The sequence below is a fragment of the Desulfomarina sp. genome (assembly GCF_054039375.1).
On sequence record NZ_JBPLBA010000237.1, the window covers coordinates 1 to 13,642 of the forward strand.

Below are 13,642 nucleotides of genomic sequence, written 5' to 3' on the forward strand. Positions count from 1 at the left end.
TGGGCACCTGTCACTCCACGCCTGGCAACACAGTAAATAAAACCTGCCCCGTATCTGTCCAGCTCAGCCATTCTGTTATCTGTTGAGGCAGGAGTGAAGATCAGGATCGGAGCGATGTGGAATTTGCGGGCGTATTCGAAAAAATCCGGGCTCATTTCCGGAGGGAGATCGGGAATGATCAGCCCCTTTATCCCTGCTGCTGCGGCCGTTTCAAAGAATTGTTTTTCCCCGTAATTAAAAATGATGTTGTAATAGGTCATATAGAGAAAAGGAATGTCGTATAGTTGAGCCATTTCTTTGCCAAAATCCAGACATTTTTTCACATTGGTTCCACGGGCCAGGCTGTCCTGGTTGGCCTTGAGAATCACCGGGCCATCCGCCATCGGTTCGGAAAACGGGATCTGCATTTCAATGCAGTCAACTCCGTTTTCTACCATTTGGGCGATCACTTCCCTGTTCACTTCAAACGAGGGATAACCGAGAACAATATGGGTCATCAACAGGATTTCTTTTTCTTTTTTACGACTACGAAGTATTTTCTCAAGACTCATATCCCCTCCATTATGAGTTTGTTTTATAGTGTTCAGCCCGCTCAATAATAAATTTTTTCCACGAGGGGTCATCAAAGGCATCGGCAATGGTAAAAATATCCTTATCACCGCGGCCCGACTGATTAATAATAATGGCCTCACCTCCGGGAAGTGAGCCGGCTTCTTTAAAGGCCTGGACAAAGCCGTGGGCAGATTCGAGTGCGGGTATTATACCTTCGAGTTTCATGGTCAGATCGAGGGCCTCCATAACCTCCCTGTCTGTTGCTGCCTCAAAACGAACTTTCTTCCGCTCCCAGAGATCGGACAGAATGGGGCTGACCCCGACATAATCGAGACCCGCAGCTACAGAATGGGTTTCCAGCATCTGGCCGTCATCGTTCTGGAGAAACATGGTCTTATAACCCTGGGCAACTCCTGGACCGGCATCAGTCCCACACAGTCTTGAGGCGTGGTGGCCAGTGTCCAGACCTTTTCCGCCGGCTTCGACTCCGACCAGCTCCGTCTGGTGGTTTGCCAGAAAACCTTGAAAGATCCCCATGGCATTGGAACCGCCACCCACGCAGGCATAGACTCTAGCCGGTGGTTTTCCATGCAGGGATATTATCTGCTCTGCAGCTTCCTGGCCGATGATCGATTGAAACCAGGAGACCATCTCCGGAAAAGGTGCGGGTCCGCATGCGGTTCCGAATACATAATGAGTTGAGTCCACATTGGAAACCCAGTCACGAAAAGCTTCATTGATGGCGTCTTTCAATGTGCGGTTACCGTCTTTTACCGGGACAACGGTTGCCCCCATCTTTTCCATCCAGAAAACATTGGGTCGTTGGCGCAATACATCCACTTCTCCCATGTAGATGGTACAGTCAAAACCGAATTTGGCAGCCATGGTTGCCGTTGCCATACCGTGCTGACCGGCCCCGGTTTCGGCAATGACCCGTTTTTTACCCATTCTTTTAACCAGCAGTCCCTGGCCCATCACATTATTGGCCTTGTGGGCGCCGGTGTGATTAAGGTCTTCCCGCTTGATATAGATTTTCGCCCCACTGAAATGACTTGTGAGATTTTCCGCGAAGGTAAGAGGGGTCGGACGGCAGGAGTAGGTAGACATAAGGTCAGTATATTCCTGCCAGAAGGCAGGGTCATTTTTTGCTTTTTTATACTCCTGCTTCAATTCCTCAAATGTTCTGTGCAGTATTTCCGGGATATAAGAACCACCCCAGTTACCGAAAAAACCCTGTTTATTCATAAAATTTTCCCTGATGGTGTGTTTCCTTCATGGATTGGATAAAAAACCTTGAACCTAAATCCTGCACTTCAGAAAATGAAAAAATGTAATTATGGCTTGATTTCAATATATTATGATATATTTATGAAATTTGGCTATTCACTTTTTGAGTGAATGTAAATTTTTTCATTTTCTTTGCCCTGCGGGATTGGCAAATTTACCAAATCTGCTTCGTTTTCAATGGCTTGAAGTATGTCTATACGTCAGCGCCATTGAACCTCGGATCTCCGGCAGGTAAGCGAAGACTCCGAACTTGCCAATTGCAGGATTAGGTAGAAAAGAAATGCTTTCCAAAATTACAGGATGTACGGTTATTGGTATCCATGGTTGGCTGATTGAGGTTGAAGTTGACGTGGCCCTCGGTCTTCCGGTTTTTGCAACTGTAGGTTTACCGGACAGTGCCGTGAGGGAGAGCAGGGATCGGGTCAAGGCGGCGATCAAGAATTGTGGTTATGAATTCCCGAGCAGAAAGATTACAGTCAATCTGGCACCGGCTGATATCAAAAAGGAAGGTTCAGGGTTTGATCTGCCCATTGCCATTGGTATTCTTGAAGCGACGGAAACCCTGAGTGTGGACAGATCCCGTCACAGGACCTGCTGTATTGTCGGAGAATTGTCCCTTGACGGCGGTGTCAGAAAGGTGAACGGGGTTCTTCCCATGATACTCGCGGCAAGAGAACAGGGTATTTCAAAAATAATTGTGCCATCGGAAAATATGGAAGAGGCAAGGGTGAGTCCTCCGGGGATAGATGTGATCCCCGTATCAGCATTACCCGAGGTTGTTGAGTATCTTGCCGGTCTGGAGGATATTGCACCCATTCCGCCTCTTGCCGGTCCTCCACCGGCGAAAGATGTTGAATACCAGGTTGATTTCTCGGATATCAAGGGGCAGAAACATGTGAAAAGAGCCCTTGAAATTGCCGCGTCAGGTGGGCACAATGTCCTTCTGAAAGGGCCTCCGGGTTCCGGTAAGACGATGCTGGCAAAGCGTTTTCCCACTATTCTTCCTGATATGAGCCTGGAAGAGATTCTGGAAACCACGAAAATTTTTTCAATTGCCGGCAGAAAGGCAGGGGAAAGTCTGCTCTGTACGACACGTCCTTTTCGGGCGCCCCATCATTCCATCTCGGATGCCGGACTAATCGGGGGAGGTACTTCTCCCCGGCCGGGGGAAGTGTCTCTTGCCCATAACGGAGTTCTTTTCCTGGATGAACTGCCGGAATTCAAAAAAAATGTTCTGGAGCTTCTCAGGCAACCGCTGGAAGAGGGGACGGTAACCATTGTACGGGCAAAAATGGCCCTGACTTTTCCGGCCAGGTTTTCCCTGCTTGCGGCGATGAACCCGTGTCCATGCGGATTTTACGGGGACAGCAGGAATCGTTGCAATTGCACGGATGTACAGGTTCGCAAATATGAAAGCAAAATTTCCGGTCCTCTCCTGGACCGGATTGATATTCACCTGGAGGTTCCAGCGCTCAATTACAATGAAATAAGCAGCAATGAACAGACGGAAACGTCCCTGCAGGTGAAAGCACGGGTTGACGCGGCAAGAACAATACAAAAAAGGCGATTTGCAAAGTGGCCTGCTGTATACTGTAATGGTCAGATGGATTCGAGACAGGTGGAAAAATTCTGTAAAACCGACGCAGCTTCATCGGCGCTTCTGGAAAAAAGTGTCGACAGACTGGGGCTGTCGGCCAGGGCCTATCATCGAATTTTAAAAATTGCCCGGACAATCGCGGATATGGATGACAGGGAGTCAATCGGCACCAGCCATATCGCGGAAGCCATTCAGTATCGCAGGTTGGCCTGACAGCAGCGTTTTGTAACTCCTAAAAGTGCTGACAACTCTTTGATTTTATAACTTTTTCAGGAAAATCCAGTGAAACAAAATACACTTCTTACCTTCTTATCTTTACTGCTGGTCATCGTTTATTTACTTGTCTGGCGGATCGGGCCAACTCAATACATTGATCCGGCCCGATTTCTGCCGGAAAACACCCTGCTCTATCTTGAACAGGATAACTTCAGCGGGTTCCTGGAAAATGTTGAACATTCCAGACTTGGAAAAGCTCTGAAATCGATACATTTTACTGATGTTGGAAAATCACTTGACCTTCAGGAATCTGAAATGAAGATGCTTGAAACAATTGATTCAGCGTTGAAAAAAGGCAGTGATAATCTGCTTCTGAAAGAGCTGTTTAATCACAAGGTTGTCTTTGCCCTCTGTGAACCGGTTGATTCAGGTATTCATGACAGCATGAGCTTTTTCAGGCAGAACAGTGTTATTATTGCCAGGCCGGGACATCCCGCCGGTCTTTTGCAGAAAATAGCAGAATATATTGCCGACAGCAGGGATAATGTCATTATCGCCACCCGCCAGTACGGTGATCATTTTATTAAAAGGATCACAGCGGGAGGGGAGACATTTTCAACTGTCGTTTTAAACGGGTATTTTCTTGCAGGATTTTCTGAAAAACTGTTGAGAAAATGCATTGACATCTACGATGGTGAATTGCCCTCCCTGTCGGAAAACACAGAATACCGAACCTTACGGACCCAATATGATAATACTGAACAGTTTGCCTATTTCTCGGTACAACATACAAGGGAGCTGCTGTTAAGGCATCTGGAGTCCTGTGATTTTGCCGGAAAAGATGTTTTCAGGAAGGAAGTGGTGTCAACCCAGGGATTTATATCTGCTGTTTATGGTGCACAGAGAGATGCTGCATTTATCAGCGACAGGATTATTGTCACCTTCAATCCGGAAATGGTGAGCAAAATCGTGGAAGACCAGACAACGACAGAGCCGTCAGTCTGTGACACCATACAGTTTTCTCCTGAAAACCCTCTGCTCTTCTACTGGACGAATACAATCAATTTTAAACTGCTTTACCGCCTCTATGGTGAACATTTATTCACACATGATGAAAAACTGATCCGTTTTTCAGAGACAATCAATGAGCTGACAGGGAGGAGTATCGTTGAGTTTATCGACTTTTTCGGTCATGAAATCAGTTATATTCTAATGAAAAACGATGCTGAAGATTTCCTGGCACTGCCCTATGGAGTGATGATTTTTAAAATTGCCCGGCCGGAAGAATTGAAAAAAATGTTGAAAAGTATTGTCCAGAGGTATGATATTCCCATGGAGAGACATCTGTACGGCTCCGGAGCCTATTATTCATGGACGATTTCCCCGAAAGACGGCCTGGAACCTCTTTATGGCTTTATCGATAATTATCTGTATGTGGGCAACGGCAGGGTTTCAGCCAGGGAAATTATAGATTCCGGCAAAAAGGGAATACGGCTGCTGAAAAATCATCCTTCCGGAAAAATGGTGGATAAACTGCTTGAAGAAAACAATTCCATCAGTTTTACCGATAACGCGAAACTCATTGATATCCTGAAATCTGTCCTGAAATTTACGGGAACAGTTATGGCAATAGAGGACAGGGGAACGGCGGCAAAAACACGTATTGTCCTGGAAAAATTTGTCAATCCCATTCTGGATGGTCTGAAAATGTTTGATCAGACAACCACCAGAAGCTATTTTGCCGGGGACCGGGTTGTGATTGAGTCGGTTATTAAAGTGGTAAAATAAAATCTGAATTCTGCAATTGGCAGGTTTTCCGGGGAGCCAGTCTCCAGCTGCAGGGAAATGCAGGATTTGGTATTAATATTGAGAGTAATGAAAATGGAAAAACTGATCAAAGAACTGCGGGGGCTGATTAATTTCAAAACAACCATTGATACGGGTGATATCATCCTGGTTGCCGCCAAAGATCCGCAGATGCTTATGTATGGATATGTCAATGATCTGGAAAGAGATCCAACCAGGAAGGATGAATGGTATCATCTTCACTTCACTATCCTGTCAATTCCCCCTCAAAAGGTAACATGGACGCTTCGGATCCCCCAGATGACCGGCCAGGAAATTTTTACCATGGGTGGGGAAGAGCGTTTTGTTCAACCCCTTGAAATGGGGGGAAATGTTTCATCTGTTTCTGTGCCGCCACCCGAAAGAAAGAAAACAAAGGGTGGCCTGCGAAGAATCAAGTAGGTGAGCAATTGCTACCGCTCGTAATCCCTCACAGGGGTGGCAACGATATGATTTTATTACCTCTGAACTGTAATTGTTTACAGGTGCCGCAGATTTTTGCAGGCTCTTTTGTTCGCTATAGCCTACCTATGCGGACAAAAGAGACCGTGAAAAGCTGGGGCGCCTGTGAACAATTACTACAGCTCCGGCGGGACCAGACTGATAGTAATATTTTTCAGCTCTGTTGTCAGTCTGCGGTAGGCGATGCCCGCGGAGTCCAGCATTATTTTTGATGCTTTCACCTGGTCGCTGTCCCTGTATTTATCAGAAAGATAAATGATCTCTTTAATTCCTGACTGAATAATAACTTTTGTGCATTCATTGCACGGGAAAAGTCCCACGTAGATTCTGCAGTTTCTCAGGTCTTTGGAAATCGAATTGAGAACGGCATTTAATTCCGCGTGGCAGACATAGGGGTATTTTGTCTCCAGAAAGGCGCCGGTGCGGTTCCATGGCAGTTCGTCATCCGAGCAGCCCCAGGGGAAGCCGTTATATCCTACACCGACAATCTTGTTCTGCTCGTTGGCAACGCAGGCACCCACCTGTGTATTGGGGTCCTTGCTTCGCTGGGCGGCCAGCAGGGCCACTGCCATAAAATACTCATCCCAGGAGAGGTAATCGGTTCGTTTCATACTGTTTTTCCTTTGCGAAAATTCTTCCGTCGCCGGCGCCAGGTATTGGTTCCGCAGACTGTATCCACAAAAGTCTTTATTGTCTGGTAGTACAATTCTCCGGCAGCTTTTGCTATTGAGTTGTGATCGGCTCCGGGAACCAGGTGAAACTGCTTGGTTCTCGCCCCTGAGGACGCCTGAAGTCTTTCCGCAAGAGCCGGGGCTACAAGTGTATCGCGCGAGCCGTGAAGGAACATGGTGGGCAGCTTGATTTTCTCTATTTTTTTCAAATTGTTAAAACCTTCGTTTTCGGAAAAACAGAGGTGTTTTTTATCAACTCCTATCGCCTCCAGGAAAGGGATGGTGTCACAGACACTGCTTTCAAGAATTATTCCTTTGAATTCATCCGGAAAATTGCAGGCCAGTTCCAGGGCAAAAACGGATCCTGTCGATCTTGCGGTAATAAAGAGTTGTCCGCCCATCTTATTTTCGGCCATGCACGCTTTTATATTGTCGAGAATTCCGGGCAAAGAATTCATCAGATCCGTTATCGTCGGCAGTCTTTTTTCCGGATCATAAGGATCAACAGTGATCACAAAACTGTTAATATCGTATTTGAGCAGTTTTTCGGCGAATAATTCCGAGTTTTCCAGGTTTTCCGGCAGAAAAATGATGAAAACCGGATTTTTCTTATCTCCGCAAAAGAGTCGGCAGGAGCAGGACGGGTGAATTGGGACGGAAGTTTCATTGTCGGAAGAACTGTTCTGCGCGTCCGCCAAGGGAAAAAGAGTAGAGAGAATCACATCACAATCGAGTTTTGAATAAGTATCCATGTAAATATCGCCTTTTATTTCCTGCCCGGAAGAGGTAACAGCGGATTTTCAGATAAAAAAAGGGGTCGCTCCGGAACCACCGGAACCACCCCTTGTGTGTAAAGTGGGGTGAATGAGGAGATTCGAACTCCCGACCTTCTGGGCCACAACCAGATGCTCTAACCTGCTGAGCTACATTCACCACATTCTGTATCATTGTCTGAAACGCGTGTCTTTTATACCCGGTCGGTTTTTGTTTTGCAAGATTTAATTCAATGTCGCCCAATTAAGAACCAAATGGCCCCGGTCGTTTAAAACCATCTTGAGTAACTACTCACAGGGGTAGCAATTATATGATTTTATTACATCTGAACTGTAATTGCTCACAGGGGTGGCAACTCTATGATTTTATGACTTCTTTGCCGCAGTGCATGCACATTTTTGCCTGGGATTTGATTATCTCTGCACAGAACGGACATTCTTTTTTATAATTGGCCAGCAGGATCTGCTGCAGAATCATATTGACACTCTGCTCCAGGGAGCTGTCTCTGAAGGTATGATTTCTCAATGGATCAATACAGGCTAAATCATTGAGTTTCTCAAGGTATTCCAGGGCTTCGACCCTGGCACTTTTCATGGCAGCTTCGTCAAGCAGCAGGGTGAGGACCGGTTCGAGGTTTTTTTCTTCAAGACAGGTTTTTAATGCTTCCTGTGCCTCTTTTTCCTTCCTGTACCGTTTGTTCTGCTGCCTGATTGCCTCCGGATCGATAATACTGCCCTTGAAGGCGTGTTTGTTTCCGACCATCATGACATTGCTCTCCTTGGAGCCGGGCAGTTCCATATACCTGTAGGAGGCCCGATGGCCGAATTTTTCTTCCAGGTAATCAAAACCCCTGACAAAGAGGGAGCATTCATCGTTCAGGCAGATGAACAGGACTTCCGAGCCCCAGCCGAGACCGTCGCCCACATGGATCTGCGGGGCCTCACAACAAGTCAGTTGTTCGTTGCAGTGGGGGCAGATTTTTACTTCTTCCAATATTTTTAAATCCCAGGACATCATAAAGAAAACTCCTCAATAAAATTAAAAACCGTGTTTAATCGTATTATACCTAAATCATGCAATTGGCAAGTTTGCCGGAGATGCGAGGTTCAATGGCGCTGACGTATAGGCATACTTCAAGCCATTGAAAACGAAGCAGATTTGGTAAAATTGCCAATCCCGCAGGGCAAAGAAAATGAAAAAATTTATATTCACCTAAAAAGTGAATAGCCAAACTTGTTAAATATACCATAATATATTGAAATCAAGTTATATTTGCATTTTTTCATTTTCTGAAGTGCAGGATTTAGGTTATAATCTGATTACACGGAACAGTTACATCGATTCCTTCATTTTCATATTCGGGTTACTCATCACATCGTCAACGGCCCTGGCCTGTTTCATACGTGAACGGAGAAAAGCGGGCGACATCGCTTTTTTGTTCTCTTCCATTATTTCTGATAGTTCACTGATATCGCCATGTTCAGCCCTGTCAATGATTGCCCGCAGGTTCTCGGCGAAACTGCGGACTATTTTCTCACCTTCCCCCCGTGTTGCCATAATTTCCGCGTAGGTGCGCGGGTTCTGGTTGTGCACCCTGGCCATGGCAAGAATACCGTACAAGGATGTGAGAGTCGAATGGCTGTCGATATCCCGGTTTTTTATACCAAACTGTTTAAGGGTCATCGCCAGGGCAACGGAAATGGTTGTGGGCAGTTTCTGGCCTACCCCCATAAGCAGATCATGTTTTTTGGCGGAATCGTGGTAGATATCGGCCCCGTGCTTATATAAAAATGCCTCAAATTCACTGCAGAAACTGCCGCTTCTGGGGGTTCTGACAATTGCCGCATTTTTATCTTTCATGGTCAGGGCCTGGGGCCCCCATAGATTATGAACAAACATCACCTCTACACCGGGATCAGTGGAGTCGAGGGCAGCCTGTATGGTTTTTTCAGATTCCCCCGCAAGTATAATCAGGGCCTGGCCGTTTTTTAAAACAGGACCATATTTTTTTATTGTCGTAGCGGTCACAGAGATGGGAACACAGACGATGACCACATTGACCTCCTTGATCATCTTCTCCGGCGGAACAGTTGATGTTCTTCCTGAAATATATGTCTCATACCCCTCGTTCTGCAGTCTTTTTGCAAACCATTGCGACATGTCTCCACTGCCGATAAAACCAAAACTCCTGATCTTTTTCACCCGCATGTCGACCCGGGGAAATGAACCGAGAATTTTCAATGCGGATTCTTCCTGGATCACTGTTGTTTCAATGGTCCGGAGCGCTTCGGAAATATTGGTGTTTTCGATATGGCCTTCGATTTCCACGTAGATCCGGAGTTTCTGCGTTTTGATGTCGTTTTCCGACTGGAGATCAAGAATATTAATACCCCTTCTGGTGAATTCCCCCAGGATATCGGCCAGCATACCCACCCGGTCACGCAGGGGGTGGGTGATAACTGCCGTTGCGTCATAGCCTGTCTGGGGAGCGATATTCCTGCCGATCACCGCAAAACGCGTACGGTTATGGGAGACAACTTCCCTTGCGACAAGCTGAAAGCCATATTGTTCGAGTAATTTTTCGGAATCGATAACCGCGTAGCCGTATTTTTTTTCTCTGCTGATTTCCTCCATGGCCTCTTCAATATTCTGGACGGCCATCAGGGTCACACCGGGATAATTATCCTCAATATATTCGTCACATTGGCGAAAGACAGGGCCCCGGCCGACAATCGTGGTCACCGGAACTTCTTTTATTCCCTGGAAAATACCGAAAGAGAGATGGATGGGAAGGACGACATTATCGATCCAGTAGCCTTCTTCCATTTTTGCAACCAGCCGGAAATATTCCTTTACCTCACCTTCCCGTGTGTTATAGACAGGAATAAGCGCAAAGTCGGCTTCTTTTCTTTTAAACGCGTCTAGACAGTCGGATAATTTCGGATAGAGTTTTAACTCTGCCTCCGGTTTATACTGTTTTGCGGCGAGAACACTGTTTGACCCGGAAGGGCCCATGGTTGCAATTGTGACCATCGTGGATAAAGAGTAAAAAGATTTTTTTATTTGTAATTACTCACAGGTACCCCAGCTTTTCACGGTCTCTTTTGTACGCATAGGTAGGCTATAGCGAACAAAAGAGCCTGTAAAAATCTGCGGCACCTGTGAGTAATTACAGTTCAGAGGTAATAAAATCATATAATTGTTACCCCGATGAGTAGTTACTTTTATTTTTATTTATTTTTTGTCTTTCTGTTTTTAAATTTGTTCCAAATTACGCGAGAAAAACAGAAAATATCCTTTCCGCATCGTTTAAGCAACATTTTGTTTCCCGGCCTTGCCGAAAACCATGGAGTAAACCGATACTTTTATGGACCCCGATGTTTCAGAATATATCAGTTCTCTGAAAAAATCTTCCCGATTCGGGCCCCAGGTTGTCTTTCATAAAATAATAGACGGGGTTCAGGCAAAATTTTCAAAAAACAGACCCGGCCTGTCTGCCATCTCCCTGGAGATGATGAAAAAATCCGGGATCAATAATTTTTTTTCACACCAGGGCAGGGCAATCCGCCATATCCTGCAGGGTCATGATATTATAGTTGCAACACCCACCGCTTCCGGGAAAAGCATGATATATAATCTTCCTGTAATGGACGAATTGATTCAGGATGTCCCCGGCACCTCTCTGTATATTTTCCCTTTAAAGGCCCTGGCAAGGGACCAGCTTAATACTCTTGAAAGCCTGGTGCGGTTGAGCGAAAAGAATCAATACCGGGAAAACGGACCCGCCGCGCTTTTTGACGGAGACACTTCTTCCTACCTGAGGCGCAAGATACGCAATAATCCACCTCCGGTCATTATCACCAATCCGGAAATGCTGCATCTCTCCATACTGCCATACCATGACAGCTGGTCAGGTTTTTTCAGCAGGTTGCGCTATATCGTCATTGACGAGGTGCACAGCTACAGGGGGGTGCTGGGCAGTCATATGGCCTGGCTTATTCGCCGTCTACAGAGAATAGCCTCCTGGCACGGCGCGAAACCGGTATTTATTCTGCTTTCCGCCACGATCGGCAACCCCGGAGAACTTGGAGAACTCTTGCTGAATCGTCCTGTCAAGGTCATTAAAGAAAGTGGCGCGCCCAGGTCGGTAAAACATTTTCTGATGCTCAATCCCTGGGACAGTGCCGCATATTGCGCCACCAGGTTGCTGGAGGCGGCAATGAAAAGGGGATTGCGAACCATTGTTTATACCCGGTCAAGGAGGATGACGGAACTGATTGCCATCTGGACCTCCGGGCGACTGGGAGAACTGGCTGATAAACTGAGTGCCTACAGGGCCGGTTTTTTGCCGGAAGAACGGAGAGAAATTGAACAGAAACTATTTTCCGGCAGCCTGCTCGGGGTTATATCCACCTCCGCCCTGGAACTCGGAATAGACGTTGGTGACCTGGACCTCTGTATCCTCGTGGGTTACCCCGGTTCTGTTATGGCCACCTGGCAGCGTGGCGGCAGGGTGGGGCGTGGCGGCAGGACATCCGCCGTGATCCTTATCGCCCAGGAAGACGCGCTTGATCAATATTTTATGAGAAATCCCGAAGATTTTTTCAAAAGAGCACCGGAGTCCGCCGTCCTTAATCCGGAAAATGATATAATCTCGGCCCAGCACCTTCACTGCTGCAGCGCAGAACTCCCGTTAAAAAGAGATGAGCCCCTCCTGCGGAACCGGAAGATCAGGGAAAAAGTGGTTGACATGACGCTGAAGGGTGTCCTGCTGGAAACCGGTTCGGGCGACTGCTGGCTCTCCACGAGAAAATACCCCCAGAACCGTGTCAGTCTTCGGGGTGGTGGCAGGCAGCTTGTGATTATCGAGCTTCCAGGAGGTGAGATAACGGGGGAAATTGACAGCACCAGGGCGTTGAAGGAATGCCATCCGGGGGCGGTTTATATTCACAGGGGAATGGTGCAACTGGTGGAGCGTCTTGACCTGGAAGGAGGGGAGGTGGTTGTGCGTCGTGACTCGCCCGGTTACTACACCCGGCCGATGGTGAGTAAACGGACTGAAATTCTGGAACTATACGAAAAGAAAGCCTGTTTCGGCCTTACAGTTTCCCTGGGCAGGATAAGGGTGACGGAAAAAGTTACCGGCTTTCAGAAAAAAAATAAAAGAACACAGCGGACAATGTCGACCATAGATCTGGACCTGCCGGAACAGACTGTGGAAACGGAAGGTATCTGGTTTGATGTGGAGGAGACGACCAGAAGACACCTGGAAGAAAAAAAGATGCATTTTATGGGAGCAATTCACGCCTTTGAACATGGAATAATAGCTCTCCTTCCCCTCCTTGTTCTCTGTGATCGCAATGATATCGGCGGAATCTCATGTCCTGTCCATGAACAGACGGAAAAAGGATCGATTTTTGTGTATGACGGCCACCATGGTGGGGTGGGTCTGGTCAGGGGTGCCTATGGCAGGGCGGAGGAACTGCTTCAGCAAACATATAAGGTTATCATGACCTGTGGCTGTGAAAACGGCTGTCCATCCTGTGTCCATTCACCCAAGTGTGGCTCGGGAAACCGGCCGATAGATAAACGGGCCTGTCTGGAATTTTTCAGGCATATCTTTGTTATTCCTCCGGCCTGTAAAGCCATTTCCGGCGAAGAAGAAAAGAAGGTAAAAGAAGTGAGGAGTACAGGGAAAAATAACTCATACCCGGTCGGCCTGGACAGCCTGCCCGAACATTTTGGCGTTTTTGACCTGGAGACAATCCGTTCAGCAAAGGAGGTGGGCGGATGGGCAAATTGTGAAAAAATGGGCATCTCTGTTGCGGTGGTCTATGACTCACGGCTGGACGGCTATGTATCTTACCTGGAAGATGAAATAGATGAATTTATAGACCATCTCCACCAGTTTGATCTGCTCGTGGGTTTCAACAATATTCGTTTTGACAATCGGGTACTTTCACAATATACGGATCGGGACCCGGCACAACTCCCCAACCTGGACCTGCTGGCCGAAGTACAGAAACAGCTGGGATACCGCCTTAGTCTTGATCGGTTGGCGGCAACCACCCTCGGCAGGAAAAAATCTGCAGATGGGCTCCAGGCTCTCCAATGGTATAAGGAAGGGAAAATAGAACTCATCTCAAAATATTGCAGAGATGATGTTGAAATAACCCGAGATCTCCTTTTCCACGCCCTGGAAAAGGGATATTTATTATTCAAAAACAAGGCCGGAAAA

10 protein-coding genes and 1 tRNA gene are annotated in these 13,642 nt (G+C 46.9%); 4 read left to right on the top strand and 7 right to left on the bottom strand.

Annotated elements, in window-relative coordinates; all coding sequences use genetic code 11:
* Positions 1 to 551 (bottom strand): tryptophan synthase subunit alpha (trpA, locus tag ACXLDX_RS13260; RefSeq protein WP_457577668.1); only part of this gene is annotated, 551 nt, incomplete at its 3' end.
* Between the two features lie 10 nt (positions 552 to 561).
* A complete protein-coding gene (trpB, locus tag ACXLDX_RS13265; protein WP_457577669.1) occupies positions 562 to 1,797 on the bottom strand; it encodes a tryptophan synthase subunit beta in 1,236 nt (411 codons plus the stop codon).
* A 322-nt stretch (positions 1,798 to 2,119) separates the two neighbouring features.
* Here trpB and ACXLDX_RS13270 point away from each other — a divergent pair, with 322 nt between their 5' ends.
* The 3 genes from ACXLDX_RS13270 (at position 2,120) to ACXLDX_RS13280 (ending at position 5,899) form a co-directional block, all read left to right on the top strand.
* Complete coding sequence (locus ACXLDX_RS13270; protein ID WP_457577670.1) at positions 2,120 to 3,649, top strand: YifB family Mg chelatase-like AAA ATPase; 1,530 nt, start codon at positions 2,120 to 2,122, stop codon at positions 3,647 to 3,649.
* A 69-nt stretch (positions 3,650 to 3,718) separates the two neighbouring features.
* On the top strand, positions 3,719 to 5,440 hold the full coding sequence (locus ACXLDX_RS13275; RefSeq protein WP_457577671.1) for a hypothetical protein: 1,722 nt from the start codon (positions 3,719 to 3,721) through the stop codon (positions 5,438 to 5,440).
* Positions 5,441 to 5,527: 87 nt separating this feature from the next.
* On the top strand, positions 5,528 to 5,899 hold the full coding sequence (locus ACXLDX_RS13280; protein ID WP_457577672.1) for a hypothetical protein: 372 nt from the start codon (positions 5,528 to 5,530) through the stop codon (positions 5,897 to 5,899).
* A gap of 176 nt (positions 5,900 to 6,075) precedes the next feature.
* On the opposite strand, the gene ACXLDX_RS13285 is transcribed toward ACXLDX_RS13280, so the two are convergent.
* The 5 genes from ACXLDX_RS13285 to ACXLDX_RS13305 form a co-directional block, all read right to left on the bottom strand.
* Entirely contained in the window at positions 6,076 to 6,570 is a 495-nt protein-coding gene (locus ACXLDX_RS13285; protein WP_457577673.1) for a deoxycytidylate deaminase, read from the bottom strand.
* Entirely contained in the window at positions 6,567 to 7,382 is an 816-nt protein-coding gene (locus ACXLDX_RS13290; RefSeq protein ID WP_457577674.1) for an alpha/beta hydrolase, read from the bottom strand. Before ACXLDX_RS13290 ends, ACXLDX_RS13285 begins: the two co-directional genes overlap by 4 nt.
* 104 nt (positions 7,383 to 7,486) lie before the next feature.
* Positions 7,487 to 7,563, bottom strand: a tRNA-His gene (locus tag ACXLDX_RS13295).
* 198 nt (positions 7,564 to 7,761) lie between these two features.
* On the bottom strand, positions 7,762 to 8,421 hold the full coding sequence (locus tag ACXLDX_RS13300) for a zinc ribbon domain-containing protein (protein WP_457577675.1): 660 nt from the start codon (positions 8,419 to 8,421) through the stop codon (positions 7,762 to 7,764).
* A 315-nt stretch (positions 8,422 to 8,736) separates the two neighbouring features.
* The gene (locus ACXLDX_RS13305; RefSeq protein ID WP_457577676.1) at positions 8,737 to 10,437 is read right to left on the bottom strand and encodes a prephenate dehydratase domain-containing protein; all 1,701 of its coding nucleotides are present in this window, start codon (positions 10,435 to 10,437) and stop codon (positions 8,737 to 8,739) included.
* 334 nt (positions 10,438 to 10,771) lie between these two features.
* Here ACXLDX_RS13305 and ACXLDX_RS13310 point away from each other — a divergent pair.
* Positions 10,772 to 13,642, top strand: a 2,871-nt coding sequence (locus ACXLDX_RS13310) for a DEAD/DEAH box helicase (RefSeq protein WP_457577677.1), incomplete at its 3' end; no start/stop codon positions are given.